The sequence below is a fragment of the Roseateles sp. GW821-FHT09B06 genome (genome assembly GCF_059418245.1).
On the sequence record NZ_JBWKPM010000017.1, the window covers coordinates 70,080 to 95,781 of the forward strand.

Annotated in this window: 22 protein-coding genes and 1 pseudogene; 16 read left to right on the forward strand and 7 right to left on the reverse strand. The window is 70.4% G+C overall.

Going from position 1 to position 25,702, the window contains the following annotated elements:
• The 3 genes from AC07OQ_RS15595 to AC07OQ_RS15605 all read left to right on the forward strand — a co-directional run.
• Window positions 1-1,677: cadherin-like domain-containing protein (locus AC07OQ_RS15595; RefSeq protein WP_495054049.1), on the forward strand; the 1,677-nt coding region annotated here is incomplete at its 5' end.
• A gap of 127 nt (window positions 1,678-1,804) precedes the next feature.
• Window positions 1,805-3,562: a type I secretion system permease/ATPase gene (locus AC07OQ_RS15600; protein WP_495054050.1), complete on the forward strand. Its 1,758-nt coding sequence runs from the start codon at window positions 1,805-1,807 to the stop codon at window positions 3,560-3,562.
• On the forward strand, window positions 3,559-4,899 hold the full coding sequence (locus tag AC07OQ_RS15605; RefSeq protein ID WP_495054051.1) for an HlyD family type I secretion periplasmic adaptor subunit: 1,341 nt from the start codon (window positions 3,559-3,561) through the stop codon (window positions 4,897-4,899). Before AC07OQ_RS15600 ends, AC07OQ_RS15605 begins: the two co-directional genes overlap by 4 nt.
• Here the strand turns inward: AC07OQ_RS15605 and AC07OQ_RS15610 are convergent.
• Window positions 4,862-5,032: pseudogene (locus tag AC07OQ_RS15610) on the reverse strand (ClpB D2-like domain containing protein); the annotation flags it as partial. The gene AC07OQ_RS15605 and the pseudogene AC07OQ_RS15610 sit on opposite strands and share 38 nt — an antisense overlap.
• A 95-nt stretch (window positions 5,033-5,127) precedes the next feature.
• On the opposite strand from AC07OQ_RS15610, the gene AC07OQ_RS15615 reads away from it, so the two are divergent.
• The 3 genes from AC07OQ_RS15615 (at window position 5,128) to AC07OQ_RS15625 (ending at window position 7,429) form a co-directional block, all read left to right on the forward strand.
• On the forward strand, window positions 5,128-5,352 hold the full coding sequence (locus tag AC07OQ_RS15615; protein WP_495054052.1) for a hypothetical protein: 225 nt from the start codon (window positions 5,128-5,130) through the stop codon (window positions 5,350-5,352).
• Between the two features lie 146 nt (window positions 5,353-5,498).
• Window positions 5,499-6,365 carry an NAD(P)-dependent oxidoreductase gene (locus AC07OQ_RS15620; RefSeq protein WP_495054053.1) on the forward strand — a complete coding sequence of 289 codons (867 nt, stop codon included), beginning with the start codon at window positions 5,499-5,501 and terminating at the stop codon, window positions 6,363-6,365.
• Entirely contained in the window at window positions 6,362-7,429 is a 1,068-nt protein-coding gene (locus AC07OQ_RS15625) for a maleylacetate reductase (protein WP_495054054.1), read from the forward strand. The genes AC07OQ_RS15620 and AC07OQ_RS15625 overlap by 4 nt, the downstream gene beginning before the upstream one ends.
• Before the next feature lie 155 nt (window positions 7,430-7,584).
• Here the strand turns inward: AC07OQ_RS15625 and AC07OQ_RS15630 are convergent, their stop codons facing one another.
• Window positions 7,585-8,514 (reverse strand): LysR family transcriptional regulator, encoded by a 930-nt coding sequence (locus AC07OQ_RS15630; RefSeq protein WP_495054055.1) that lies wholly within the window; start codon window positions 8,512-8,514, stop codon window positions 7,585-7,587.
• Window positions 8,515-8,733: 219 nt separating this feature from the next.
• On the opposite strand from AC07OQ_RS15630, the gene AC07OQ_RS15635 reads away from it, so the two are divergent.
• The 7 genes from AC07OQ_RS15635 to AC07OQ_RS15665 are packed head-to-tail and all read left to right on the forward strand — an operon-like array spanning window position 8,734 to window position 14,734.
• Complete coding sequence (locus tag AC07OQ_RS15635; RefSeq protein ID WP_495054056.1) at window positions 8,734-9,570, forward strand: intradiol ring-cleavage dioxygenase; 837 nt, start codon at window positions 8,734-8,736, stop codon at window positions 9,568-9,570.
• Between the two features lie 32 nt (window positions 9,571-9,602).
• Window positions 9,603-11,114, forward strand: coding sequence for a sugar ABC transporter ATP-binding protein (locus AC07OQ_RS15640; RefSeq protein ID WP_495054057.1), 1,512 nt, complete (start codon window positions 9,603-9,605; stop codon window positions 11,112-11,114).
• Window positions 11,107-12,081, forward strand: coding sequence for an ABC transporter permease (locus AC07OQ_RS15645; RefSeq protein WP_495054058.1), 975 nt, complete (start codon window positions 11,107-11,109; stop codon window positions 12,079-12,081). Before AC07OQ_RS15640 ends, AC07OQ_RS15645 begins: the two co-directional genes overlap by 8 nt.
• Window positions 12,078-13,070 carry an ABC transporter permease gene (locus AC07OQ_RS15650; protein ID WP_495054059.1) on the forward strand — a complete coding sequence of 331 codons (993 nt, stop codon included), beginning with the start codon at window positions 12,078-12,080 and terminating at the stop codon, window positions 13,068-13,070. Before AC07OQ_RS15645 ends, AC07OQ_RS15650 begins: the two co-directional genes overlap by 4 nt.
• Before the next feature lie 46 nt (window positions 13,071-13,116).
• Window positions 13,117-14,082, forward strand: a complete 966-nt coding sequence (locus AC07OQ_RS15655; protein WP_495054060.1) for a sugar ABC transporter substrate-binding protein — start codon at window positions 13,117-13,119, stop codon at window positions 14,080-14,082.
• Between the two features lie 25 nt (window positions 14,083-14,107).
• Entirely contained in the window at window positions 14,108-14,407 is a 300-nt protein-coding gene (locus tag AC07OQ_RS15660) for a YciI family protein (RefSeq protein WP_495054061.1), read from the forward strand.
• A gap of 9 nt (window positions 14,408-14,416) precedes the next feature.
• Entirely contained in the window at window positions 14,417-14,734 is a 318-nt protein-coding gene (locus tag AC07OQ_RS15665) for a Dabb family protein (RefSeq protein ID WP_495054062.1), read from the forward strand.
• A 68-nt stretch (window positions 14,735-14,802) separates the two neighbouring features.
• Here the strand turns inward: AC07OQ_RS15665 and clpB are convergent, their stop codons facing one another.
• The 3 genes from clpB to AC07OQ_RS15680 all read right to left on the reverse strand — a co-directional run bounded on the left by clpB (window position 14,803) and on the right by AC07OQ_RS15680 (window position 18,336).
• Window positions 14,803-17,400: an ATP-dependent chaperone ClpB gene (gene clpB / locus AC07OQ_RS15670; protein ID WP_495054063.1), complete on the reverse strand. Its 2,598-nt coding sequence runs from the start codon at window positions 17,398-17,400 to the stop codon at window positions 14,803-14,805.
• A gap of 82 nt (window positions 17,401-17,482) precedes the next feature.
• Window positions 17,483-17,848 (reverse strand): fluoride efflux transporter CrcB, encoded by a 366-nt coding sequence (gene crcB, locus AC07OQ_RS15675; protein ID WP_495054064.1) that lies wholly within the window; start codon window positions 17,846-17,848, stop codon window positions 17,483-17,485.
• Window positions 17,845-18,336: a molybdenum cofactor biosynthesis protein MoaE gene (locus AC07OQ_RS15680; RefSeq protein WP_495054065.1), complete on the reverse strand. Its 492-nt coding sequence runs from the start codon at window positions 18,334-18,336 to the stop codon at window positions 17,845-17,847. Before AC07OQ_RS15680 ends, crcB begins: the two co-directional genes overlap by 4 nt.
• A gap of 155 nt (window positions 18,337-18,491) precedes the next feature.
• Here AC07OQ_RS15680 and AC07OQ_RS15685 point away from each other — a divergent pair, with 155 nt between their 5' ends.
• The 3 genes from AC07OQ_RS15685 to AC07OQ_RS15695 all read left to right on the forward strand — a co-directional run bounded on the left by AC07OQ_RS15685 (window position 18,492) and on the right by AC07OQ_RS15695 (window position 24,255).
• Complete coding sequence (locus tag AC07OQ_RS15685; RefSeq protein WP_495054066.1) at window positions 18,492-20,006, forward strand: GGDEF domain-containing protein; 1,515 nt, start codon at window positions 18,492-18,494, stop codon at window positions 20,004-20,006.
• A 179-nt stretch (window positions 20,007-20,185) separates the two neighbouring features.
• Window positions 20,186-21,112 (forward strand): 4-hydroxy-tetrahydrodipicolinate synthase, encoded by a 927-nt coding sequence (dapA, locus tag AC07OQ_RS15690; RefSeq protein ID WP_495054067.1) that lies wholly within the window; start codon window positions 20,186-20,188, stop codon window positions 21,110-21,112.
• 152 nt (window positions 21,113-21,264) lie between these two features.
• Complete coding sequence (locus AC07OQ_RS15695; protein ID WP_495054068.1) at window positions 21,265-24,255, forward strand: sensor histidine kinase; 2,991 nt, start codon at window positions 21,265-21,267, stop codon at window positions 24,253-24,255.
• Here the strand turns inward: AC07OQ_RS15695 and AC07OQ_RS15700 are convergent.
• The gene (locus tag AC07OQ_RS15700) at window positions 24,230-24,955 is read right to left on the reverse strand and encodes a YceI family protein (protein ID WP_495054069.1); all 726 of its coding nucleotides are present in this window, start codon (window positions 24,953-24,955) and stop codon (window positions 24,230-24,232) included. The genes AC07OQ_RS15695 and AC07OQ_RS15700 overlap by 26 nt on opposite strands.
• Window positions 24,952-25,647 (reverse strand): Crp/Fnr family transcriptional regulator, encoded by a 696-nt coding sequence (locus AC07OQ_RS15705; RefSeq protein WP_495054070.1) that lies wholly within the window; start codon window positions 25,645-25,647, stop codon window positions 24,952-24,954. The genes AC07OQ_RS15700 and AC07OQ_RS15705 overlap by 4 nt, the downstream gene beginning before the upstream one ends.
• Between the last annotated feature and the right edge of the window lie 55 nt (window positions 25,648-25,702).

Consider the following 25,702-nt stretch of genomic DNA (forward strand, 5'->3'; position numbering starts at 1 on the left):
TCCAATGGCTTGGTCACCGACAACGGCGATGACACCTTCACCATCACCCCGGCCGCCAACTTCAACGGCATGGTCTCGCTGAGCTACAACGTGGTCGACGGCAATGGCGGCAGCATCGCCGCCAGCCAGAGCTTCAGCCTGGCCGCCGTCAACGACGCGCCTACCGGCGCGGCCTCGGCCGCCCTGGCCGCTGGCAGCGAGGACATGGCCTACACGGTCACTGCCGCCGACCTGCTGCAGGGCTTCTCCGACGTCGACGGCGACACCCTGTCCGTATCGAGTCTGGCGGCCGACCATGGCTCGGTCACCGACAACGGTGATGGCACCTTCACCATCACGCCGGGCGCCAATTTCAACGGCCCGGTCTCGCTGAGCTACAACGTCGTCGATGGCCATGGCGGCAGCATCGCCGCCAGCCAGAACTTCAACCTGGCCGCCGTCAACGACGCGCCCACCGGCGCGGCCTCGGCCGCCCTGGCTGCTGGCAGCGAGGACACGCCTTACACCGTCAGCACATCCGACCTGCTGCAGGGCTTCTCCGACGTCGATGGCGACGCGCTGTCCGTGTCGAGTCTTGCGGCCGACCATGGCACGGTCGTCAACAACGGCAATGGCACCTTCACCATCACACCCGGCGCGAACTACAACGGCGCGGTTTCGCTGAGCTACAGCGTCGTTGACGGCCACGGTGGCAGCATTGCCGCCTCGCAGGGCTTCACGCTAGCCGCCGTCAACGATGCGCCCAGCTTCACCTCGGGCACGACCGTTGGCACGGTCCGCGAGCACCTGATCAATGTCGGCCTGAACGGCTTCGCTTCGACCACGGTCGGCAGCATTTCGGCCACCGACAGCGACGGCAACACGCTGAGCTATTCCATGGTTCAGGACAGCTCGGGCGGGGCATTCAAGATCGATGCCGGCAGCGGCGTCGTCAGCGTGCGCGATATTTCGCTGCTCGATTACGAGGCGGCCTCGGGCCTGTCGACGGATGGCGGAGGGAAGTACTACTCGCTGCGTGTCGGTGCCAACGATGGCTCGACCACCGTCACCCAGGACGTCAAGGTCTATTTGACCGACGTGAGCAACACCGCCACCAACGCTTCGGCCAACTATGTCGACGGCGGTGGGGGCAGTGACACCTTCAGCCTGAACAATGGCAACGACGTGGCCTTCGGAGACGGAGGGAATGACGGTCTCAATGGACAGGGCGACAACGACTGGATCTTTGGCGGCCTTGGCAGCGACACGCTCGGTGGCGGCAACGGCAACGACACCCTCTACGGTGGCGCGGGCGGTGACAGTCTGGCCGGCGGCAATGGTGCCGACACCTTTGTCTTCGGCGACGGCGCGCTCGGCGCTAGCGTCGACTCGATCTCGGACTTCAGCGGTGGCGACGGCGACAAGATTCTTCTGGTCAACGACTATGCGGGGCTGTTCACGGCGCTGGGTTCCGGCGCGCTGGCGGCCAACGCCTTTGCCTCCGGCGCCAACCTGAGCAGCGCCGCCAACGCCAACATCCATATCATCTACGACACCGTCACCGGCAATCTGTACTACGACGCCGATGGCAACGGCGGCGGTGCGGCGGTCCAGTTCGCCAACCTCACCGGCAGCGGCAACAGTCACCCGGCCCTCAGTGCCAGCGACTTCCTGGTCGGCCCGCCGCCCGGCCCCTGAGCGTTCCGATGAGCCGGCAGCCCCTGAGTCGCGGGGGCTGCCCTGGCCTGCATCCTCGCGTTCGTGAATTAGGACCAGACATGCCCGGGGGGCTGTCGCTACGCTGTGCCAGATCAAGGAGGTGCAAATGAAAGCCTTGCTGCCCCTGCTGCGTCGCCCGCTGCTCCATGTGGCCGGTCTGTCCTTCTTCGTCAACCTGCTGCTGCTGGTCCCCGCGCTGTTCATGCTGCAGGTCTTCGACCGCGTGCTGGCCAGCCAGAACAGTGAGACCCTCATGGTGCTGATGGTCGGCGTCGGCATCGCGTTGGCACTGCTGCTGGCGCTCGACTACCTGCGAGCGCGCCTGCAAGGCGTGGCCGGCAATATCGTTGCCGAATCGCTGTCGCCGGCCGTCGCCAAGATCATCGTGGCCCAGGGGGCGCGGCGCAGCGGCCGCGGCAGCCCGGAAGGCCTGCGTGATATCGGTGCGCTGCGCGCGCTGTTCTCGGCACAAGGTCTGCTGGCCCTGTTCGATGCGCCCTGGGCCGTCGTCTATGTGGCGGCCATCTGGCTCGCCCATCCGGCGCTGGGCATGGCCGCCGCCGCCGCGGCCCTGCTGATGCTGGCCCTGGCCCTGCTGAACGACTTTGTCACCCGCCGCGAGATCGAGGCGCTGCAAGGATTCGCCGCCGGCGCGACGCGCTATCTCGAAACCTCCTTGCAGAATGCCGAGGTCGCTCAGACGCTGGGCATGACCGACGCCTTGCTGGCCCGCTGGAGCCAAAGGAACGCCGAGGTCGTGGCGCTGCAGCAGCCGATCGCCAGCAAGACCGTCGCGCTGGCTGCGCTCACGCGCACCGTGCGCCAAGCCGTGCAGGTGCTGATGCTGGCGTTAGGGGCCTACCTGGTCATCAGCGGCGAGGCCAGCGCGGGCGTGATGATCGCAACCACCACCCTGCTCGGGCGCGCGCTGGCCCCGGTGGAGCAGATCGTCGGCAGCTGGCGCATCCTGGCCGAGGGCCGGGCTGCCTTCCGGCGCCTGCAGACGCTGTTCGATTCGGCCGATGCCCAGGCCCAGCACATGGCCCTGCCCGCACCGACCGGCCAATTGCTGGCCCAGAACCTGGTGTTCCGCGCGCCGCAGGCCGAGCGCCTGCTGCTGGCTGGCGTGTCCCTGCAACTGGCCGCCGGCGAATCACTGGCCATCATCGGCGCCAGTGGCGCCGGCAAATCGACCCTGCTGCGCCTGCTGACCGGCGTGTGGTCGCCGAGCGCAGGGAGCGTGCGCCTCGACCAGGCCGATCTCTCCCAATGGCCGCGCGAGGATCTGGGCCCCTGGCTCGGCTACGTACCGCAGGACGTGGAACTGTTCCCGGGCACCGTGGCCGAGAACATCGCGCGGCTCGGCGAGGTCGACGCCGCGCAGGTCGTGCGGGCCGCCCAGCGCGCCCATGTGCATGAGCTGATCCTGTCCCTGCCGGCCGGCTATGACACGCCGATCGATCCGCAGAGCGCGATCGTCTCGCCGGGTCAGCGCCAGCGCATCGCCCTGGCCCGCGCGCTCTATGGCGACCCCAGGCTGGTCCTGCTCGACGAACCCAATGCCAATCTGGACGGCGCCGGCGAGCTGGCGCTGGCCGAAGCCCTGAAGGGTCTGCGCGGACAGGTCACCGTGGTCGTCGTGACCCACCGCAGCACCCTGGTCCAGCATGTCGACAAGATCCTGGTGCTGGAGGGGGGCAAGACCCTGCACTATGGCCCCAGCGCCGAAGTCATGAAGACCATGCAGGCCAAGCCAGGCAAACCGCAGGGCCCTGAGGCGGCAAGCCCAGCCAAGCCGCGCGGGATGATGCCGCCGGCGGAAGCCAAGCACATGCCCGTCAAGCGGGCGGAGGTCCTGCAATGAACGGAGCGCTGAACCCGATGATCGCGACCCAGGAGCCGTTGTCCCTGCATCTGACCGAAGCAAGGCGGCTGGCGCGGCGGGCCGCCATTGTCCTTGCTGCCGGACTGCTGCCGATCGCCGCCTGGTCGGTTCTGGCGCCGCTGTCCTCGGCCGTGGTGGCCAGCGGATTCGTCAAGGTCGATCTGGACCGCCGCGTCGTCCAGCATGCCGAGGGTGGCACGGTGCGCGAGGTCAGGGTGCGCGATGGCCAGCATGTCGCCCAGGGCGAACCGCTGCTGATCCTCGGCGATGTCTCGGTCGACGCCGACCTGAACCGCCTGAACTACCGCGTCGCCGTCGAGCGTGCCGGCCTGGCGCGGCTCGAAGCCGAGCAACTGCTGTCCGCCACCCTGCAGTTTCCGGCCGAGCTCGTCGCCGCCGCCGGCAGCGACCCGCGCCTGGCCGAACAACTGGACAAGGAGCGCGCCCTGTTCAATGCGCGTCGCGAGGCCTTGATTGGGCAATCCCAGCTGCTGCGCGCGCAGCAGGCCAAGGTGGCGCAGGAGGTGGTGGCGCTGAAGGCCCAGATTGCCCAGGCCGGCAAGGCGCTGCAGCACCAGACGACCGAGCTGGACAGCAACCGCCAACTGGTCAAGGACGGCTTCATCTCGACCGCCCGCATCACCCAGCTCGAGGCCGGCATCGCCGACTACGGCGTCAAGCTCGAGGAGCGCAAGTCGGAGCTGGCGCGCGCCGAGCAGCGCCTGGTCGATGCCGATCTGCGCATCAAGGCGCTCGAAAGCGACTACCGCCAGCAGGCCAGCGATCAACTGAAGGTCAGCACGGCCCGCCTGGCCGAGATCCAGCAGGAGCAGCGCAAGACCACCGACGCATCGGCACGCCAGGTCATCACGGCGCCGGTCGCCGGCGATGTGATCAATCTGAAGTTCGCCAGCCCGGGCAGCGTGATCTCGCCGCGCGAGCCGATCGCCGACATCGTGCCGAGCAACCCGCGCCTGGTCGTCGAGGCACGCATCCGCACCGAGGACATCAGCCGCATCCAGCAGGGCCAGGCCACCGACATCCGCTTCACGGCCTTCAAGTACCGGACCACCCAGCTGGTCGGCGGCAAGGTCATCTACATCGCCCCCGACCGCTCGGTGGACCGCGTCAGCAATCAGCCCTATTACGTGGCGCTGATCGAGGCCGAGCCGGCCTCTCTGGCGCACAACAGCGAGCTGAAGCTACAGGCCGGCATGCCCGCCGAGGTCTACATCAAGGGCGAGGAGCGCACGCCGCTGCAATACCTCATCGAGCCCGTCACCCAGGTGCTGCGGCGGGCCGGTCGGGAGCACTGAGGCCGCGCCCTCGGTGCACGACGCGGCCGAAGCTGAACTCGCCATCCTCGAGGATCGCGCGCTTCAGCGGCCGCGCGCCGAACACCGGGTCGAAGCCGACCTTGGCCAGCTCGGCCAGCGCCTCCTCGCTGACGTTCTGCGAGCTTTCGGCCCGCGACCGGCTGTCCTGCGGCGTCTACCTGGAGACGGCCAAGGCCTCGAATCTCGGGTTCTACGAGCGCGCCGGTTTTGCGCAGACCGGCCGCGGTGAGCCGCGACGCGCACGCCGTGCTCGTCTCGGCCGACGGCACGGCGGCCGAGGGTGGCTATCCCTGGGCGCCCTCGCTCGACGGCGGCTTCACCGTGCTCGAGCTGCCCGCGCGCGCGAAGGCCGTCGCCTGGGCCGCACGCATCGCGAAGGCCTGCCGCTGTGCCCAGGAGCTGCGCGTCTTCATGTTCGATCGGCAGTCCTGAGGCGACAGGCCGGGCACAAGCTCGGAAGCCAGCACCGACACCGCTGCACCGCTGCCCGGAAAACTGATTTCCAGCCCGATTCTTGAGCGCCGCGGCCCGTCGCGACACACTGCCGGCCAGAAGAACAGCCGGAGACGAGCTTCATCATGTCGCGTATCCATTTCATCGGCATCGGCAAGATGGGCCTGCCCCTGGCCGGCCATCTGCAGCGGGCCGGCCACAGCCTGACGGTCACCGATCCCAGCGCCGAGCGCCTGGCGCTGGCGCGGGCGGCCGGGCTGGCGGTGGACGGCCGGGGCCTGGCCGGGGCCGAGATCGTCTTTTCCTCGCTGCCGCACGACGGCGCGCTGCGCAGCGTCGGCGCCGAGGTGGCGCGCGGCGCGGCGCGCGGCGCGATCTTCGTCGACACCAGCACCGTCTCGCCGGTGGTTTCGGCCGAGGTCGCGGCGCTGTGCGCCGAGGCCGGCATCGAGTACCTGCGCACGGCCATGTCCGGCAACAACGCGATGGCCGAGGCCGCGCAGCTGACGGTGCTGGCCTCCGGCCCGCGCGCCATCTACGAGCGCGTGCTGCCGCTGCTGCAAAGCTTCGGGCCGCAACAGTTCTGGCTCGGCGAGGCCGAGCAGGCGCGGCTGATGAAATTGGTCGTCAACCTGATGATCGCCCAGACCTCGGCCATGCTCGCCGAGGCTCTGACCCTGGGCAGCAAGGGCGGCATCGGCTGGCAGGAAATGTGGGCCGTGCTGGGCGCCAGCGCCGTGGCCTCGCCGATCCTGAAGGCCAAGGCCGTGCAGCTGTCCCGGCGCGATTTCACGCCGACCTTCACGGTCGAGCAGATGCAGAAGGATGTCGGCCTGATCCTGGCCGCCGGCGCCGCCCGGCAGGTGCCCTTGCCCGGCACCGCGCTGACGGCACAGCTGCTGCAGGCGGCCACGGCCCAGGGTCTGGGCGGCGAGGACTATGCGGCGATGATCAAGGTGGTCGAGGGCATGGCGGGAGTGAAGCCGGCATGAAGCCCGACTTCCATTTCGAGAGCCATGCGCAGCGCGTCGTCTTCGGCGCCGGCAGCCTGGCACGGCTCGGCGAGGAGATCGATCGCCTGGGCGCACGGCGCGCGCTGCTGCTGTGCACGCCTCAGCAGCGCGCGCAGGCCGAGCAGGCTGGCGCGCTGCTGGGCGAGCGCACCGCCGGCCTGTTCGACGGCGCGGTGATGCATGTGCCGATCGAGGTGGCGCGCGCGGCGCGCGAGGAGGCGCGGCGCCTGGGCGCCGACTGCGCGGTGGCGATCGGCGGCGGCTCTACCATCGGCCTGGGCAAGGCGATCGCGCTGGATTCGGGCCTGCCCATCCTGGCCATCCCCACCACCTATGCCGGCTCGGAGATGACGCCGATCTACGGCCTGACCGAGGCCGGGCTGAAGAAGACCGGCAAGGACCCGCGCGTGCTGCCGCGCACCGTCCTCTACGACCCCGCGCTGAGTCGGGAGCTGCCGCTGGGCCTGAGCGTCACCAGCGCGATCAATGCCATCGCCCACGCGGCCGAGGGCCTGTACGCGGTGGACGGCAATCCGGTGATGGACCTGATGGCCGAGGCCGGCATCGCCGCGCTGGGCCGCGCGCTGCCGCTGCTATGGGCCGATGCGTGCAGCACGGCCGGGCGCAGCGAGGCGCTGTACGGCGCCTGGCTGTGCGGCAGCGTGCTGGGCCATGTGGGCATGGCCCTGCACCACAAGCTCTGCCACACGCTGGGCGGCAGCTTCAATCTGCCGCATGCCGAGGTCCACACCGTCGTGCTGCCGCATGCGCTGGCCTACAACGCCGCCGCGGCGCCGGCGGCGATGGCGCGCATCGCGCGCGCGCTGGGTGCCGACGATGCGCCGCTGGCCGTCCATGAACTGGCGCGGCGCCACGGCGCCACGATGGCCTTGCGCGATCTCGGCCTGCGCGAGCAAGACCTGGACCGCGCCTGCGACATCGCACTGCAGAATCAGTATCCGAACCCTCGCCCGCTGGAACGCGGCGCACTGCGGGCACTGCTGCAGAACGCCTTCGAGGGCCGCGCGCCATCGCGCGATTGAAAGTCGACAGGCTGTGGGCGTCCAGTTGGCCGAGCGGATGCTCGCCGGGATGCGGGCGCGCAGCGGCCGGGGGACACGGAGCATCAGGCCTGCCCGCCCTCCTGCGCTCGCTCGCCACCGTGACCATCAGCAACGAGCAACGCCCTCGATGAAACTCAGTAGACCCCGATCCGCCCGGTCCACTTGCGTTCGAACTCCATGCGCTCGAAGTACTCGGCGATGAAATCGATGAAGGTGCGCACCTTGGCCGACAGGTATCTGCGGCTGGGGTAGGCCAGGTTGATGGTCAGGTGCGGCAGGTCCCAGTCGTCCAGCAGCGGCACCAGGCGACCGGCGACGATGTCGTCGTAGAGGATGTAGGTCGGCTGCACCAGGATGCCCAGGCCGTCCAGCGCGGCGGCGCGCAGCACCTGGCCGTCGTTGGACTCCAGCAGGCCCTGCACGGTGATGCTGCGCGTCTCGCCGCCGCGCACGAAGCGCAGCTCGTTGGGGTTGTGCGCATAGGTGTAGATCAACAGCTTGTGCTGCAGCAGATCGTCAACCTCCAGCGGCCGCCCATGCTGGGCCAGGTAGCGCGGCGAGGCGGCCAGGATGCGGCGCGTCTCGCCCAGGCGGCGGATCGTGATATTGGAATCGGGCTCGAACTCGCGCGTGCGGATCGCGACGTCGATGTTGTTGTCGATGATGTCGAAGTAGCGGTTCGCCGCCTCCACATGCACCCTCACCTGCGGGTAGCGCTCGGTGTAGGCGCGCAGCAGCGGCGCGATGTGGTGGATCGAGAAGGACAGCGAGGCCGTGATGCGCAGCACGCCCGAGGGCTTCAGCACCGAGGCGTTGACGGTGGACTCGGCATCCTGCAGATCGGCCAGGATGGCCTTGGCACGGCCGAAGAACTCCCGCCCGGTGTCGGTCAAATACAGCCGGCGCGTATTGCGCTCCACCAGGCGCGCGCCCAACCGCTCCTCCAGCGCGGCCAGGTGCCGGCTGGCGGCCGCGTTCGACAACTCCAGCGCCTCGGCGGCGCGGCTCAGGCTGCCGCTTTCGGCCACCTGCACAAACAGCTCGATCTCGGTCAGGCGATCCAACGAAAAGTCTCCTCGTTCATGCATCGCGGCGGGACGTGGCCGCCGCATGTCTTCCTGTGGGCGGAATTGTGGATCAGCAACAACCCGAAGTCTTCCACGCACCGGAAAAGTCATTTGCGTCCGGGCCTATTCCTGATCGGCTAGGGGCCACCTACATTGCAGCGCAAGGACAAGCCAGCCCCGCCCGGGAGCCTGAGCACGAAGGAGACGGGACCGACCATGCGCAACCTCACGCAAGACAACATCACGCAGGCCGTCATCGCGCGCTTCGCGGACACGCCCGACCCGCGCCTGAAGGAAATCGTCACCAGCCTGGTCCAGCACCTGCACGCCTTCGCCCGCGAGGTGAAGCTGACGGAAGGCGAATGGTTCCAGGGCATCGACTACCTGACCCGCACCGGCCAGATGTGCGACGACAAGCGCCAGGAGTTCATCCTGCTGTCCGACGTGCTGGGCCTGTCGATGCTGACGGTGGCGATGAACAACGACAAGCCGGCCGGTTGCACCGAGGCCACGGTGTTCGGTCCCTTCTACGTCGAGGGCGCCCCCGAGTACGACTGCGGCGATGACGTCGCCAACGGCGCGAGCGGCCAGCCCTGCGAGGTGCGCGGCACGGTGCGCGGCCTCGGCGGCGAGCCGGTGCCGGGCGCGGTGCTGGAGGTCTGGCAGGCCGACGCCGAAGGCAGCTACGACGTGCAGCGTCCCGGCCTGGCCGAGGCCCAGGGCCGCGGCGTGCTGCGCACCCGGGACGACGGCTCGTTCCACTTCCGCACCATCGTCGCCGAGGCCTATCCGATCCCGACCGACGGGCCGGTGGGCCAGCTGCTGGACGCCACCAAGCGCCATCCCTGGCGCCCCGCCCATCTGCATTTCAAGATCTCGGCGCCCGGCTACGAGTCCCTGATCACCCATGTGTTCCGCGACGGCGACCGCTGGCTCGATTCCGACTCGGTGTTTGGCGTGCGCCAGTCCCTGGTGGCGAACTGGCAGAAGCTCGCCGATGGCGACTACCTGCTGGACTACGACTTCGTGCTGAACCCGCAGAAGCCGTACTGACTGATACGAACTCCCAAAGAAGGAGCCGGGCAATGGAGACAAGCAAGAACGCGCAGCCGCCGCTGCTGGAGCTGCGCGGCATCACGAAGCGCTTCCCCGGCGTGCTGGCGCTGGACGGCGTGAACCTGGCCCTGCATGCGGGCGAGGTCCACATGCTGATGGGCGAGAACGGCGCCGGCAAGTCGACCCTGATGAAGGTGCTGTGCGGCGCCTACCGGGCCGATGCCGGCGAGATCCTGGCCCAGGGTCGGGTCATGCCGGTGAAGAGCGCGGCCGATGCCCGCGCGCTGGGCGTGGCGGTGATCTTCCAGGAATATTCGCTGGTGCCGCATCTGTCGATCGCGCAGAACATCTACCTGGGCCGCGAGCCCCTGCATCCCTGGGGCCTGATCGACCACCGCCGCCTGCATGCCGACGCGGCCGCCCTGCTGCAGCGCCTGGGGCTGGAGCTGGACACGCACCGCGAGGTGCAGGGCCTGGGCGTGGCCCAGCAGCAGATGGTGGAGATCGCCAAGGCCCTGTCGCAGCGGGCCCGCGTGCTGGTGCTGGACGAGCCGACCGCGGCCCTGTCCGAGCGCGAGACCGAGAAGCTGTTCGAGGTGATCGCCGGCCTGAAGCGCGAGGGCGTGGCGATGGCCTATATCTCGCACCGCATGGACGAGGTGTTCCGCCTCGGCGACCGCGTCACCGTACTGCGCGACGGCAGGCAGGTCGCGACCCTGCGCGCCGACGCGGCCACGCCGGACGAGCTGGTGACCCTGATGGTGGGCCGCAAGGTCGACATGAGCTACCAGCGCGGCGCGCGGCCCGCGCCCGGCGCCCTGCTGCTGGACGTGCGCGGCATGGCCTCGGTCAACGGCGTGCGCGACATCGACCTGCAGGTGCGCGCCGGCGAGATCGTCGGCCTGAGCGGCCTGGTCGGCTCGGGCCGCAGCGAGGTGGCCCGCGCGATCTTCGGCGCCGACGCGCTGACCACCGGCACGGTCGCGGTCGACGGCGTGCCGCTGCGCGCGGCCTCGCCCACCCAGGCGCGCCGGCGCGGCCTGGGCCTGATCCCCGAAAGCCGCAAGCAGCAGGGCCTGGCGCTGGCGCGCACGGTCTGCGAGAACCTGCTGCTGGCGGGGCTGGCCCGGCTGTTCCCCTCGCGCCTGTACCGGCCCGGCGCCGGCCATGCCGAGGCGCGCCGGCGCATCGCCCAGCTGCGCATCGCCACGCCCGGCGGGCGCACGCCGGCGCAGGCGCTGTCGGGCGGCAACCAGCAAAAGATCGTGATCGGCAAATGGCTGGTGGCCGGCACGCGGCTGTTCATCTTCGACGAGCCGACGCGCGGCATCGACGTCGGCGCCAAGGAGGAGATCTTCGCGCTGATCGACCAGCTGGTGCACCAGGGCTGCGCGGTGCTGATGATCAGCTCCGAGCTGGGCGAGGTGGTGCGCGTCTGCGACCGCGCCTATGTGATGAAGGACCGCCGCATCGCCGGCGAGCTGCCGCAGGACCAACTCTCGGAGGCCAATCTGCTCAGGTTGGCGATGCACCATGGCTGACGCAAGCAATCCCACGATGACGCGCGCACGCCAGGCCGTGCCACTGCACGGCCGTCTGCCCGGCGTGGCCTGGCTGCTGATCGCGTTGCTGCTGCTGTTCGCGGCCACGGCGCCGGGCTTCTTTAGCGGCGCCAATCTGCGCAACGTGATGCTGCAGGCCACCGTGCTGCTGATCCTGGCCCTGCCGATGACCCTGGTGATCCTGACCGAGGGGCTGGACCTGTCGATGGGCGCGGTCCTGTCGCTGTGCACCGTGATGCTGGCGGTGGTGCAGATCTCGACCGGCTCGGTGGGCCTGGGCATCGCCGCGGCCATGGCCACGGCGCTGGCCTTCGGCCTGGCCAACGGCCTGCTGGTGGCCGGCTTCGAGCTGCCGCCCTTCGTCGTCACCCTGGGCACCCTGGGCGCGGCGCAAGGCCTGGCCCTGGTGGTCGCCGAGGACCGCACGACCATGGGCGTGGCCGAGGGCGTGCGCCTGCTGTGGGAAGGCCAGGCCCTGGGCCTGCCGCTGCCGGTCTGGCTGGCGCTGGCGGTCTGGGGCGCGATCCATCTGCTGCTAAACCACAGCCGCTTCGGCGCGCGCATCGTCGCTTTAGGCGGCAACCGCGAGGCGCTGCGCTTCGCCGGCATCCCTGTGCGCGGCTCCCTGGTCCTGGCCTACCTGATCGCCGGCGCCTGCGTCGGCCTGGCGGCCCTGCTGCTGACCGGCCGCATCAACGGCGGCCACCCGACCGCGGCGATCGGCATGGAGTTCGACGCGATCGCCGCGGTCGCCGTCGGCGGCACGGCCTTCGAGCGAGGCAAGGGCGGCATCGGCGGCACGGTCCTGGGCGTGCTGACGGTGGGCGTGATGCGCAACGGGCTCAACCTGCTGTCGATGCCCTCGTCGGTGCAGGTGGCGGCCGTGGGCGCCGTCGTGATCGTCGCGCTGTGGGTCGACGCGCTGAAGCGGAGCAACAAGGCATGAGCAACACCCTGATCGCCCCCTCGCCCGCCGATGGCGGCGCGGCCGGCTTCCACCTGTCCCCCGAGCAGCAGGCGGTGCTGATGCGCCTGCTGGTGCTGGGCGGCATCGCGCTGGCCCTGTCCTTCGCCTCGCCGGCCTTTCTGGGCGGCGCCAACCTGCTCAATGTGCTGCGCCAGGCCGGCCTGATGTTCCTGCTGGCCTCGGGCCTGACCCTGGTGATCCTGTGCGGCGGGCTGGACCTGTCGATCGGCGCCAACGTCGCCCTGTCCGCCTGCCTGGCCGCGACGACCATGAAGGCCAGCGGCTCGGTGGCGCTGGCCTGCGCGGTGGGCGCCGGCTGCGGCCTGGCCGTGGGCCTGCTGAACGGGCTGATGGTGACGCTCTTGCGCATCCCGCCCTTCATCGCCACCTACGGCATGCTGTGGATACTGCACGGCGCGACCTACTGGTACATGAACGGCGAGACCGTGCACGGCTTCCCGCCGGCCTTTCGCGCCCTGGGCAGCGGCTACTGGCTGGGCGTGCCGGTGCCGGTCTACCTGATGGGCCTGGCCCTGCTGGCCGGCACCCTGGCCACCCAGTTCACCACCTGGGGCCAGGAGGTCTATGCCACCGGCGCCAATGCCGAGGCGGCCGCGCTGTCGGGCGTGCCGGTGGCGCGGCACCGCATCACCGTCTACGCGCTCAGCGGCCTGATGGCCGGCCTGGCCGCCCTGGTCTACCTGGCGCGGCTGAACTCGGCCGAGGGGGATATGGGCGAGGCCCTGACCCTGCAGGCGATCGCGGCCGTGCTGATCGGCGGCACCTCGCTGTTCGGCGGCACCGGCACCCTGATCGGCACCCTGGTCGGCGCGCTGATCCTCACCCTGGTGCTCAACGGCATGAACCTGCTCAGCGTCAGCGCCAACTGGCAGCCGCTGATCACCGGTCTGATCGTGATTCTTTCCGTGCTGTCCGACGCCCTGACGCGCAAGCGCCGCGGCGGCTGAGGCTCCTTCCTTCTTCTTCGACAAAACACAACAGGAGACGACAACCATGACGACCCAGACCCGCTTTCTTGCGATCCCGCTGCTCATGCTGGCCGGTGCCGCGACCACGGCCCAGGCCGACGGCGAGAAGATCGCCGTGTTCACCAAGAACCAGACCAACCCCTTCTTCCAGGTCGTGCGCCAGGGCGCCGACAGCGCGGCCAAGCAGATGAATGCCTCGGTGCAGCACTACATCCCGACCAAGCCTGACAGCATCCCCGAGCAGTTGGCCCAGATCGACGACGTGGTGGTGCGCAAGCCCAGCGCCGTGGTCTTCACGCCGGTCGACTACAAGGCCATGGGCGCCGGCGTCGGCAAGCTCAACGCGGCGGGCATCCCGGTCATCAACGTGACCGACAAGTCCGAGAGCGGCAAGTTCGTCGCCTTCGTCGGCGCCAGCGACTACCAGCTGGGCCTGGTCACCGGCCGCTACCTGCTGCAGGCCCTGGGCGGCAAGGGCTCGGTGGTGGTGCTGGAAGGTGTCAAGGGCTCCCTGGTCAGCGCCGACCGCGTGCGCGGCTATATGGACGCGCTGAAGGAGTTCCCCGGCGTCAGGATGGTGGCCTCGCAACCGGGCAACTTCCAGCGCCTGCAGGGCCTGCAGGTGATGGAGAACCTGATGCAGACCCATGCCCAGATCGACGGCGTGATGGCCGCCAACGACGCGATGGCCACCGGCGCGATCGAGGCGCTGGAAGGCGCCAACCGCAAGTCCCAGGTGGTGGGCATCAACGGCACCAAGGAGGCGGTCGATGCGGTCAAGGCCGGCAAGCTGCTGGCCACCGGCGACTACAACGGCTTCGCCCAGGGCTGCGTGGCCACCCAGATCGCGATCCGCGAGCTGCGCAAGCTGCCGGTGCCCAAGGAGGTGGTGTTCAAGCCCGAGGTGATCCACAAGGGCAACGCCCAGAGCGTCGACATCCCGGCCGACAAGCGCAGTTGCGCCCCCTTCGACGACGCCATCAAGACCTGACTCTCAACGCAAGCGCTGTCCCAGCATGATCTACACCTTCATCCTGATCGACCGGCCCGGCGCCGCCGAGCTGCGCCAGCAGGTGCGGCCCGAGCACAAGGCCTATCTGGGCGCGGTGGCCGAGCGCATCGCCTTCGCCGGGCCCCTGGTCGCCGACGATGGCCAGACCATGATCGGCAGCCTGCTGGCGATCGACTTCGACTCGCGCGCCGCGGCCGAAGCCTGGCTGGCCGTCGAGCCCTTCACCCGCGCCGGCGTCTACGCCAGCCGCACGGTGCAGGCCTTCGTCAACCTCTGGCCGCAGAAGGCGGGCTTTCCGGCCTGAGGCAGCGCCATGATCATCAAGCACATCGTCATGTGGAACGTGCGCGGCGTCTCCAGCGAGGAGCGCCGCAGCAATATCGAGCTGCTGCGGCGCGAGTTCGAGTCGCTGCGCGGCCGCATCCCGGGCCTGCTGCGCCTGGAGATCGGCGTCGACCACAGCCGCATCGACTATGCCTGCGACGTGCTGCTCTACTCCGAGTTCGACTCGCAGGACGCGCTGGACGCCTATGCCAGCCATCCCGAGCATCTGCGCGTCAAGCAGGCCCTGGGCGATCTGCGCATCGCGCGCCACCAGGTCGACTACCGCGTCAACGCGACGCCCGGCTGAACGGCCCGGAATCGCGCGAAGAGGCCGGTGCCGCAGCGGGCTATCGCCGCCACGCTGCGGCGCCCTCCTCAGTGCACGACGCGCCCGAACGAGAACGCCTCGCCCTCGACATTGACCGGGATCAGGTCCTTCGGACCGAAGCGCCCCTGCAGGATCAGCTTCGACAGCGGGTTCTCGATGCGCTGCTGGATCGCGCGCTTCAGCGGCCGCGCGCCGAACACCGGGTCGAAGCCGACCTTGGCCAGCTCGGCCAGCGCCTCCTCGCTGACGTCCAGCTTCATCTCCAGCTTGTCCAGCCGCTGCTCCAGCTGACGCAGCTGGATCCTGGCGATGGACTGGATGTCCTTCCGGTCCAGCGCATGGAAGATCACGGTCTCGTCGATGCGGTTCAGGAACTCGGGGCGGAAATGCGCCTTCACCTCGGTCCACACCGCGTCGCGGATCATCTCCTGCGGCTCGCCGGCCAGCTGCATGATGTGCTGCGAACCGAGGTTCGAGGTCATCACGATCACGCAGTTCTTGAAGTCCACCGTGCGGCCCTGGCCGTCGGTCAGGCGGCCGTCGTCCAGCACCTGCAAGAGCACATTGAACACGTCCGGGTGCGCCTTCTCGACCTCGTCCAGCAGCAGCACGCTGTAGGGCTTGCGCCGCACCGCCTCGGTGAGATACCCGCCCTCGTCGTAGCCCACATAGCCCGGGGGGGCGCCGATCAGGCGCGAGACCGAGTGCTTCTCCATGAACTCGCTCATGTCGATGCGCACCATATGGTCCTCGCTGTCGAACAGGAAGCCCGCCAGGGCCTTGCACAGCTCGGTCTTGCCGACGCCGGTGGGGCCGAGGAACAGGAATGAACCCAGCGGACGGTTCGGGTCCGACAGGCCCGCGCGGCTGCGGCGGATCGCATCGGCCACCGCGGTTATCGCCTCGTCCTGGCCGACCACGCGCTCGTGCAGGCGGCCTTCCATCTGCAAGAGCTTGTCGCGCTCGCCCTGCATCAGCTTGGACACCGGAATGCCGGTGGCGCGCGCGACCACCTCGGCGATCTCCTCGGCGCCGACCAGGGTGCGCAGCAGCTGCGCCCGGGTGCCGGCCTTGCCGGCCTTGCCCAGCTCCTTGTCCTGCGCCTCCTTCAGGCGCTTCTCCAGCTCCGGCAGCTTGCCGTACTGCAGCTCGGCCACCTTGTTGAAGTCGCCCTTGCGCTTCAGTTCCTCGATCTGGAAGCGGATGCGGTCGATCTCTTCCTTCACATGGGCGCTGCCCTGGGCCTGGGCCTTTTCATGGGTCCAGATCTCTTCCAGGTCGTTGTACTCGCGCTGCAGCTTCAGCAGTTCTTCCTCGATCAGCGCGAAGCGTTTCTGCGAGCCCTCGTCCTGCTCCTTGCGCACGGCCTCGCGCTCGATCTTCAGCTGGATCATGCGGCGGTCCAGCTTGTCCATCACCTCGGGCTTGGAGTCGATCTCGATCTTGATCTTGGCCGCGGCCTCGTCGATCAGGTCGATCGCCTTGTCGGGCAGGAAGCGGTCGGTGATGTAGCGATGCGAGAGTTCGGCCGCGGCCACGATGGCCGGGTCGGTGATCTCGACGCCATGGTGCACCTCGTACTTCTCCTGCAGCCCGCGCAGGATCGCGATCGTGGCCTCGACCGTGGGCTCGTCGACCAGCACCTTCTGGAAGCGCCGCTCCAGCGCGGCATCCTTCTCGACATACTTGCGGTACTCGTCCAGGGTGGTCGCGCCGATGCAGTGCAGCTCGCCGCGCGCCAGCGCGGGTTTCAGCATATTGCCGGCGTCGATCGCGCCCTCGGCCTTGCCGGCGCCGACCATCGTGTGCAGCTCGTCGATGAAGAGGATGATGCGGCCCTCGTCGAGCGCCACCTCCTTCAGCACGGCCTTCAGCCGCTCCTCGAACTCGCCGCGGAACTTGGCGCCGGCCAAGAGCCCCGCCATGTCCAGCACCAGCACGCGCTTGTCCTTCAGGGTCTCGGGCACCTCGCCGTTGACGATGCGCTGCGCCAGGCCCTCGACGATTGCAGTCTTGCCGACGCCCGGCTCGCCGATCAGCACCGGGTTGTTCTTCGAGCGGCGCTGCAAGACCTGGATCGCGCGGCGGATCTCGTCGTCGCGGCCGATCACCGGGTCCAGCTTGCCAAGCTTCGCGCGCTCGGTCAGGTCCAAGGTGTACTTCTTCAGCGCCTCGCGCTGGCCCTCGGCCTCCTGGCTGTCGACCTTCTGGCCGCCGCGCACGGCTTCCACCGCGCTCTCCAAGGCGCGGCGCGTCAGGCCATGGCCGCGCGCCACGCCGGCCAGATCGCTCTTCGCATCGGCCAGGGCCAGCAGGAACATCTCGCTGGCGATGAAATGGTCGCCGCGCTTGGCGGCCTCCTTCTCGGCCGTCTGCAAGAGGCCCACCAGATCGCGGCCGGGCTGCACCTGCTGGCCCTCGCCCTGCACCTGGGGCAGGCCGGCCAGGACGGTGTCGAGCGCCGTTTTCAGCGCCGGCACCTTCACGCCGGCGCGCTCCAAGAGCGCACGTGGCCCGTCGGCCTGGGCCAGCATGGCCGAGAGCAGATGGGCCGGTTCGATATAGGGGTTGTCGTTGGTGACGGCCAGGCTCTGGGCCTCGGCCAGGGCTTCCTGGAAGCGGGTGGTCAGCTTGTCGACTCGCATGGAATGAAAACCTCCGTTGGCGAGCAAATGGGCCTGCGAAGCCCGATTTCAAGGGCTCAGGGTCTGAGCCAGATCAACGGCGTCAAGCCTGCATCAGCTTCAGGCCCAGTGCCGCCGCGCCCAGCGAGCCCAGCACATGAGCCGCCCCATGCGCCAGCGCCAGGCCGAACTCGCCGCGCTGCAACAGGCTCAGCGATTCGCCCGAGAAGGCCGAGAAGGTGGTCAGGCCGCCCAGAAAGCCGGTCACCAGCAGCAGCTTCAGCAGCTCGTTGGGCTGGCGGCCGAAGTATTCCAGCGCCATGCCGATCAGCAGGCCGCCGACCAGGTTCACCAGCAGGGTGCCGAGCGGAAAACCGCCCCAGCCGGCATTGAGCCAGACCCCGGCGCGCCAGCGTGCCAGCGCGCCCAGCATCGCGCCGAGGGCCACGGCCAATGCGCTCGCGATCATGAACCCGAGTTCCCCGCCTCGATGCCCCAGCGCGCCAGTGCCGCATCGTCGGCCACCCGGGCATCCACCCAATGGGCGCCGGCCTCGGTGTGCTCCTTCTTCCAGAACGGGGCCTGGGTCTTCAGATAGTCCATCAGGAACTCGCAGGCCTGGAAGGCCTGGCCACGATGCCGGCTCGCCACCAGCACCAGCACGATCTGCGCGCGCGGCGCCAGCGGCCCGACGCGGTGGATCACCCGCGCGGCACGGATGTCGAAGCGGGCGAACGCCGCGTCGATCATGCGCTCGATCGCCGCCTCGGTCATGCCGGGGTAATGCTCCAGCTCCATCATCCGGATCGCCTGGCCGCCACTCGCCTCGCGCACCGTGCCGACGAAACCGACCACCGCGCCGATCTCGCCGTCGGCGGCCCGCAGACGCTCGGTTTCGACGCCGAGGTCGAAATCCTCGGTCTGGATGGCTACGCGATGCTCGGATGGGCTGGACATGGCCAGCATTGTGGCATCGGCGGCCACGACGGCGGCACTCGCCGAATCCGTGCGTTTTCCGCACCCGCCGCCGCCGTCTCGGGGCCGGCCCGGGCCACGCGCCGGGGTTCTTCTTGTTACATTCCGCCCCCTGTGCAGGGACGGAAGCACAAACGATGACCGCCGAACGACAACAGCAGCGGGCCGAGCCGGACACGGTGCGCGACCCACCTACCGAGCAGGCGCTGGAGCAGGGCCGCAGGGACCTGAGTGCCGCCCGTTACCGCGCCGCCTACGACCTGTTCATGCAGGCCAGCCAGCGCGCCCATGACGCCGGTGCGCTGGCCAGCGAGGCGCGCGCCCTGGCCCTGCTGGCCTATGCCGCCGCCACGCTGGGCCACAGCGAGGAGGCCATCGAGACCGCGATGCTGGCTTCCCGGCTGGCGCGCGCCTGTCCGGCCGACACCGCGCTGGGCATCCAGGTCGGCAACTACCTGGGCATCGCCCTGCTCTGGAACGGCAGCCACGAGGGTGCCGAGGCGGTGCTGGCCCAGACCTACGAGCAGGCCAAGCAGGACGCGCGCGGCGGCCTGTTCTGGCATCCGCAGATCAACCGCGGCCTCAACGAGGCCTACCGGCTGTTCGCGCTGCGCCATATGGCGCGGCAGGCACCGCAGCCGCGCCGTCTGCAGACCATGCTGGACGCCCTGGAGGCCCATGCCGCCACCCGCCCCATGGCGCCCGAGCCGGCGCCACTGATGGCGCGTGGCCTGGGCACCTGGCTGCGCTCGCTGGCGGCCGCCTGGGCCGGCGACGCGGCCATGGCACGCCTGCACGAGCAGGATCTGCTGAGCGTGTGCAGGAGCCATGAGGAGGTACCGATGCTGGCCGCCATGGCCCATTGGCTGCGCGCCGAGCTGGCGCTGGGCAGCGGCCGCCATGGGGAGGCCCTGCGGGCCGCGCGCAAGCTGAGCCTGCTGACCCTGGGCATCAACCACCAGCCGCTGCAGCGCATCGCGCTGCTGCTGCAGGCCGATCTGCACGAGATGAGCGGCCGCCCCGCCGCGGCGCTGGAATGCCTGCGCCAGCAGCAGCAGCGCGAACACCAGCTGCGCCAGGTCAGCATGCACCACCGCCGCAACGTGGCGGCGCTGCGCTTCGAGCTGCGCCAGCACAAGCAGGAGGTGCAGAGCCTCAAGCACAGCACCGAGCTGCTGCAGCGCCTCTCGATGGAGGACGCGCTGACCGGGCTGGCCAACCGCCGCAGCCTGGAGCGGCTGCTGGGGCAGGCGCTCGAACAGAGCGCGGACGAGGCGCTGTTCGTCGCGGTGGTCGACGTGGACCAGTTCAAGTCGGTCAACGACCGCCACTCGCATCAGGTCGGCGACCTCGTGCTCAAGACCCTGGCCGGGCTGTTCCAGCAGTTGCTGCGCGGCGAGGACCTGGCCGGCCGCTGGGGCGGCGACGAGTTCGTGCTGGCCTTCCGCGCGGCCGACGGGCCCCAAGCCCAGGCGGTGGCCGAGCGGCTGCGCCGCGCGGTGCTGCTGCATCCCTGGGAGGCGCTGGCGCCGGGCCTCGCCGTCAGCATCAGCCTGGGCCTGACCGAGGCGCGCCCCGGCGACGATCTGGATGCCCTGCTGTTGCGCAGCGACCTCGGCATGTATGCACACAAGCGCCAGCGGCGCCTATAGTCTGACCCATGCGATCCGTCCTGGTCCGCCCGACGAAAAAAACCAAAAAGCAGCCGCTCATCTGACCGGCGCTGCTGCCGTGCTCGGATGAGCCGGCAGCCCCCGCGTCCACGCTTTCTCCCCCGCGCCGCCCGCTCGCCCGTTCACGGTTTCCTGGTCGAACCCACAGGAGAAAACCCGTGTCCGCGCCATATCCCCATCACGACAACTACAAGGGCCTCTGGATCCCCCTGGTCACGCCGCTGCGGCATGATGCCGTCGATCATGGCGCGCTCGCGCGCCTGGTGGCGCGGCTGCGCGCCGACGGCGTGCGGGGCTTCGTCGCCTGCGGCAGCACCGGGGAGGCGGCCCTGCTCGAGCCGCAGGAGCAGGATGCCGTGCTGGAAACCGTCTGCGAGGCCGCCGCCTCGGGGCCCGATCCGCTGCCCGTGATCATGGGTGTCTCCGGCCCCCGGCCGGGGCCGGTGGCCATGCGCATGGAGGAACTGGCCAAGCGCTTTCCGGTCCATGCCTTCCTGCTGCCGCCGCCCAGCTATATCCGCCCCTCGCAGCAGGGCCTGCTGAACTTCTTCAATCAGATCGCCGACGGCACGCCGGCCCCGCTGGTGCTCTACGACATCCCCTACCGCACCGGCGTCAAGATCGAGCTGCCCACCCTCCTGAAGCTGGCCGAGCACCCGCGCATCCAGGCGCTGAAGGACTGCGGCGGGCAGATCCAGTCCACCCAGGCCCTGATCAACGACGGCCGCCTGGCCGTGCTGGCCGGCGAGGACCACAACATCTTCCCCACGCTCGCGCTGGGCGGGGCCGGCGCCATCGCGGCCAGCGCCCATCTGCTGACGCCGGCCTATGTGCGGCTGGTCCGGGCCCTGGCCGAGGAGCACCCCGAGGCGGCGCGGCAATGCTGGCGGGCGCTGACGCGCTGGATCAATCTGTGCTTCGCCGAGAGCAATCCGGCGCCGATCAAGGCGGTGCTGGCGCGGCTCGGCCTGCTGCACAACGAGCTGCGCGCGCCGTTGCATCCGGCCTCGCCGGAGCTCGAGGCCAGACTCTGGGAAGCCTACCGGCAGGCCGAGGAACAACTGGCGGCAAGCCAGGCCTGTTGACACTACGGCAGCAGGTCGCGTTGTGACCAGAAAGGCCGGCCCGCGATCTGGCGACAATGCGCTCCATCGCCCGACGCCCAACCCGACGACCAACCCCGGTGCCCGCCCGCCCAACGTTCTCGCCGCCCCGCCGCCGCTCCCTGGCCCTGTGCATGATCCTGGGCCTGCTGGCGGCTTGGTGGGCGGGGCCGGCACGAGCCCTGGACCCGGCCCTGAGCCTGGCGCAGCTGCATCACACCGCCTGGCGCGGCGACGATGGCGCGCCGACCCATGTGCTGGCGCTGGCCCAGACCCGCGACGGCTATCTGTGGCTGGGCACCGGCGGCGGCCTGTTCCGCTTCGACGGCATGCGCTTCGAGCCCATCCGGGAGGTTCGCGGGCAGGCGCTGCCGCCGGGCAGCATCTCCGCCCTGCAGGCCGTTTCGAACGGGCGGCTGCTGATCGGCTACCGCCATGGCGGCATCAGCATCCTGGGCCCACAAGGCCTGGTCCACCACCGCGAGCGCGACGGCCTGCCCTTTGGCAATGCCTGGGCCTTCGCGGAGGATGGCGAGGGCGGCCTCTGGGCCGCCTTCACCGGCGGCCTGGCCCGGCTCAGCGACGGGCGCTGGCAGCGCTTCGCGCTGGACGGCGAGCCCGTGCCCTTCCGCACCCTGCTGGTCGACCCGCAGGGCAATGTATGGGTCACGGCCAAGACCGGCGCCTATGTGCGCCCGCGTGGCGCGGCCGCGTTCCGGCGTGTGGACGCCGATCTGCCGGCCTATCCCTTCCTGTCGCTGGCGCCGGACGGCCGGGTCTGGGCCGCGGACTTCAAGCGCCAGCGCATCGGCGCCCTGGTGCGCGAGGGCGAGCGCTTCCGCTCCGTGCCGGAGCGCGAGCGCCTGCCCTTCCCGGCCAACGGCGACCAGCATTGGTTCAACTCCGACGGCAGCCTGTGGATACGCAGCGGCGACGGCGTGCTGCGCCTGCCGTACCCGCAGGCCGGTACGGCAGGCCGCGCAGCACCGACCCAGAGCTTCGGCATCGCCCAGGGCCTCAGCGGCGAGTTCCACTGCCTGCTGGAGGACCGCGAGGGCAATGTCTGGATCGGCACCGCCGGCGGGCTGGACCGCTTCAGGGTCGGCCATGTGCGGCGCGTCGCGCTCGGCGCCCAGGACGGCAGCGTCGGCGTCGCGCCGGCCGGGCAGGGGCGCGTGTGGGCGACGACGGACTTCGGCGGGCTGTTCCGTGTCGGCCCTGCGGACGGGGCGGTCGAGACCTTCCCGGCCGTCGGCCGGCGCGCCTCCCATCTGCATCGCGACCGCCTGGGGCGGCTCTGGATCGGCTCGCGCGGCGCGCTGTGGATGCTTGACGCGCAGGGGCGCGCCCGGCAGGTAGCGCGCCCGGATGCCGGCGACGACAGCCCGCCGCTGGCCTTCGCGCCCGTGCATGCGATCGGTCTGGACCGCAGCGGCGCGCTCTGGACCTCCCTGGTCGTCAAGGGCACCTACCGGCGGGTCGGCGAGCGCTGGCAAGCCGTGCCGGCGGACCAGGGCGCCCGCCTGATGTCGATGGGCAACGACGCCGAGGGGCGGCTGTGGCTGGGCTATATCGACCGCGGCGCGCTGCGCGTGGACGGCGACGCGGCGCTCCCCTTCGGACCGCACAACGGCCTGGACATCGGCGCCGTGATGGCCATCAGCGCCCGCGGTCCGCGGGTCTGGCTGGGCGGCCAGCGCGGCCTGGCCCTGTACGACGGCCGCGCGATGCGCACGCTGAGCTTCAAGGGCATGGAGGCGCCGAGCGTGGTCTCGGGCATCGTCGAGACGGCGGCCGGCCAGCTGTGGATCAACGCCGCCAACGGCCTGACCCGCATCGAGGCCGGCGACTGGCAGCGCGCCCTGGCCGAGCCCGCGCACCGGGTGCGCGCCGAGCGCTTCGACGCGCTGGACGGCCTGCTGGGCAGCGCCAGCCAGGTGCGGCCCCTGCCCTCGCTGGTCGAGGCCGACGACGGCAAGCTGTGGATGGCCCTGCCCAGCGGCCTGTTCGTCCTCGACCCCGCCCGCCTGCAGCGCAATCGGCTGCCGCCGCCGGTGCTGATCCAGGCCCTCATCGCCGACGGCCGGCGCCACGAACCCGACGCGGCGCCCGAACTGCCGGTGGGCAGGGCCGATCTGCGCATCGAGTACACCGCGACCAGCCTGACGATCCCGCAGCGCGTGCGCTTTCGCTACAAGCTGGAGGGCTATGACGAGGACTGGCGCGATGCCGGCACCCGGCGGGAAGCGGTCTACACCCAGGTCGGCCCGGGTCGCTATGTATTCCGCGTGATCGCCGCCAACAACGACGGGGTGTGGAACGAACAGGGCGCCAGCATGGCCTTCAGCGTGCCCCCGGCCTTCTGGCAGACCCGCTGGTTCGCGGCCCTGGGCCTGGCGCTGGTGGCCCTGCTCGCCTGGGCGCTGTACCGGCTGCGCATCCGGCAGATCTCGGCGCGGCTGCGCGAGCGCCTGGGCGAACGGCTGCGCGAGCGCGAACGCATCGCCCGCGAGCTGCACGACACGCTGCTGCAGGGCGTCACCGGGCTGACCCTGCAGGTCGAGGCGACGGTCCAGCAGATGCCCCGGGGCTCGCGGCTGCGCGAGGATCTGGAGCGCGTGCTGAACCAGGCGGAGCAGGTCATCATCGAGGGCCGCGACCGCGTCAGCGAGCTGCGTGCCACGCCGCCCTCGCTGCCGGATGCGCTGGCGCTGGCCTGCAGCCAGCTGGCCGAGTTCTTTGCCGGACCGAGCTGCCGCTTCAAGCTCAGCGGCCGCCCGCGCGCGCTCGACGCGCGGGCGGCCGAGGAGGCCGAGTTCATTGCCCGCGAAGCGCTCTCGAACGCCCTGCGCCATGCCGGCGGGCAACAGGTGACGGTGCAGCTGCGCTTCGGCCGCGACAGGCTGGCCCTGCGGGTGCGCGACGACGGCCATGGCTTCGACGCCGAAGGCGGCGAGCCTGCGGGACATTTCGGGCTGGCCGGCATGCGGGAGCGGGCGCGCCGCATCGGCGCCAGACTGACGATACGCTCCGATGCCCGCGGCACCGAGGTGCTGCTGCAGGTGTCGGCCGCCACCGCCTACCGAGCGGCCGGGCCGCTCACAGCGGACGCGCCAGCAGGCTGAACTCGATCACCAGCTCGTCCTGCACCGCCAGCAGGCCGCCGGCCACGCTGAAGGGCTGCAGCCCCAGCTCGCTGTGCCGCAGCACGAAACTGCCGTCGATGCGCTGCAGGCCGCCCGCCTGCTCGTGCAGGGTCAGCGGCAGGGTCAGCGCATGGCTGCGCCCGGCCAGGCTGATCTCGACCCGGGCCGCCAGCTTGGGCGCTTCGCCGGCCAGTGCCAGCAGGCGCAGGCCCAGCTCGGGATGGCGTGCCGCATCGAGACCACCCGCCGACAGCATATTGGCGCGCGTGGCGGCTACCGCCTCGCTGCCGAGGGGCGCGGCAAAGCCCCCGCCGGTGGCCGCGCGCAGCGCCGGGTCGTCGAGCTGCAGATCCTCCAGGCGCAGACGCAGCTCGAAGCGCGCCTGCGCCAGGGCCTCCGGCCACAAGAGCCAGGCCTCGAAGCGCGGCGCCGTCAGCAGATGGTTGTGCCCCAGCCGGGCCGCGCGCCCGGCGCGGAACACATAGACCCGCACGGCCGACTGGGCCGGGTCGATGCGGTAGAGCCGGCCGCCCAGTTGATCCCGCAGTGCGGCAAAGCGCGGCGCGAGTGCGAGCGCCGGCAGCACCTCCCGGGGCGCGGCCGGCGGCGGCAGCGGTCCGGTCGCACAGCCGGCGAGCAGCAGGGCCGGCCAGAGCATGAGGAGAATGCGGTGCTTCATGAGCGGCTCAGGGCCCGCAGCGCCGCCAGGTCCAGCAGTTCGATCTCGCCGTAATGCACCGCCAGCAGGCCGCGATCGGCCAGCGCATGCAGGGCCTTGCTGACGGTCTGGCGGCTCACGCCCATCATCAGCGCCAGTTGCTCCTGCGGCAGGCGGATGCGCCGGCGCGGCGCGGTGTGTCCGTAGCCCTCGGCCAGCAGGGCCAGGCGCTTGGCCAGACGTTGCTGCAGCGGCAGCTGGGCGATGTCCTCCAGCACCTCGAAGGCGAGGCGCAGCTTGGCGCAGGCCAGCCGTGCCAGATCGCGCCAGCAGGCCGGATGCGCCTCCAGCCAGGCCTGCAGCTCGGCATGGGGCAGCAGCCAGACGCTGCTCGGCCCGTCGGCGACCGCATCATGGGTGCGCGGCAAGCCGTCCAGCAGCGAGATCTCGCCGAACCACTGGCCCGGCTCGAGCCAGGCCAGCAGGCTGGCCGAACCGTCGGCCTGCGCCGCGCCGACGCGCAGCGCCCCTTCCAGCACGCAGCACAGGTCCTCGGCCTGGCCGCCGCGCTCGAACAGGGCCTGGCCGGGGCTCAGGCGCACGCGCCGACCGCCCGCCAGCAACTGCGCCTGCAGCCGCGCATCGCAGCCGGCGAACCAGGGATTGGCGCGCAGCAACTCCGCTTCGGCTGGGCTCAGGGGGGACTGGGGCATAGGGAAAACGGCGAGGCCAAAAGTTGGGATTTTGACAGTCGGGCGCAGAGCTGCT

Coding starts and splice junctions, on each gene's coding strand:
- AC07OQ_RS15600 (WP_495054050.1), top strand. CDS start 1,805: ATGAAAGCCTTGCTGCCCCTGCTGCGTCGCCCGCTGCTCCATGTGGCC.
- AC07OQ_RS15605 (WP_495054051.1), top strand. CDS start 3,559: ATGAACGGAGCGCTGAACCCGATGATCGCGACCCAGGAGCCGTTGTCC.
- AC07OQ_RS15620 (WP_495054053.1), top strand. CDS start 5,499: ATGTCGCGTATCCATTTCATCGGCATCGGCAAGATGGGCCTGCCCCTG.
- AC07OQ_RS15625 (WP_495054054.1), top strand. CDS start 6,362: ATGAAGCCCGACTTCCATTTCGAGAGCCATGCGCAGCGCGTCGTCTTC.
- AC07OQ_RS15635 (WP_495054056.1), top strand. CDS start 8,734: ATGCGCAACCTCACGCAAGACAACATCACGCAGGCCGTCATCGCGCGC.
- AC07OQ_RS15640 (WP_495054057.1), top strand. CDS start 9,603: ATGGAGACAAGCAAGAACGCGCAGCCGCCGCTGCTGGAGCTGCGCGGC.
- AC07OQ_RS15645 (WP_495054058.1), top strand. CDS start 11,107: ATGGCTGACGCAAGCAATCCCACGATGACGCGCGCACGCCAGGCCGTG.
- AC07OQ_RS15650 (WP_495054059.1), top strand. CDS start 12,078: ATGAGCAACACCCTGATCGCCCCCTCGCCCGCCGATGGCGGCGCGGCC.
- AC07OQ_RS15655 (WP_495054060.1), top strand. CDS start 13,117: ATGACGACCCAGACCCGCTTTCTTGCGATCCCGCTGCTCATGCTGGCC.
- AC07OQ_RS15660 (WP_495054061.1), top strand. CDS start 14,108: ATGATCTACACCTTCATCCTGATCGACCGGCCCGGCGCCGCCGAGCTG.
- AC07OQ_RS15665 (WP_495054062.1), top strand. CDS start 14,417: ATGATCATCAAGCACATCGTCATGTGGAACGTGCGCGGCGTCTCCAGC.
- clpB (WP_495054063.1), bottom strand. CDS start 17,400: ATGCGAGTCGACAAGCTGACCACCCGCTTCCAGGAAGCCCTGGCCGAG.
- crcB (WP_495054064.1), bottom strand. CDS start 17,848: ATGATCGCGAGCGCATTGGCCGTGGCCCTCGGCGCGATGCTGGGCGCG.
- AC07OQ_RS15680 (WP_495054065.1), bottom strand. CDS start 18,336: ATGTCCAGCCCATCCGAGCATCGCGTAGCCATCCAGACCGAGGATTTC.
- AC07OQ_RS15685 (WP_495054066.1), top strand. CDS start 18,492: ATGACCGCCGAACGACAACAGCAGCGGGCCGAGCCGGACACGGTGCGC.
- AC07OQ_RS15695 (WP_495054068.1), top strand. CDS start 21,265: ATGATCCTGGGCCTGCTGGCGGCTTGGTGGGCGGGGCCGGCACGAGCC.
- AC07OQ_RS15700 (WP_495054069.1), bottom strand. CDS start 24,955: ATGAAGCACCGCATTCTCCTCATGCTCTGGCCGGCCCTGCTGCTCGCC.
- AC07OQ_RS15705 (WP_495054070.1), bottom strand. CDS start 25,647: ATGCCCCAGTCCCCCCTGAGCCCAGCCGAAGCGGAGTTGCTGCGCGCC.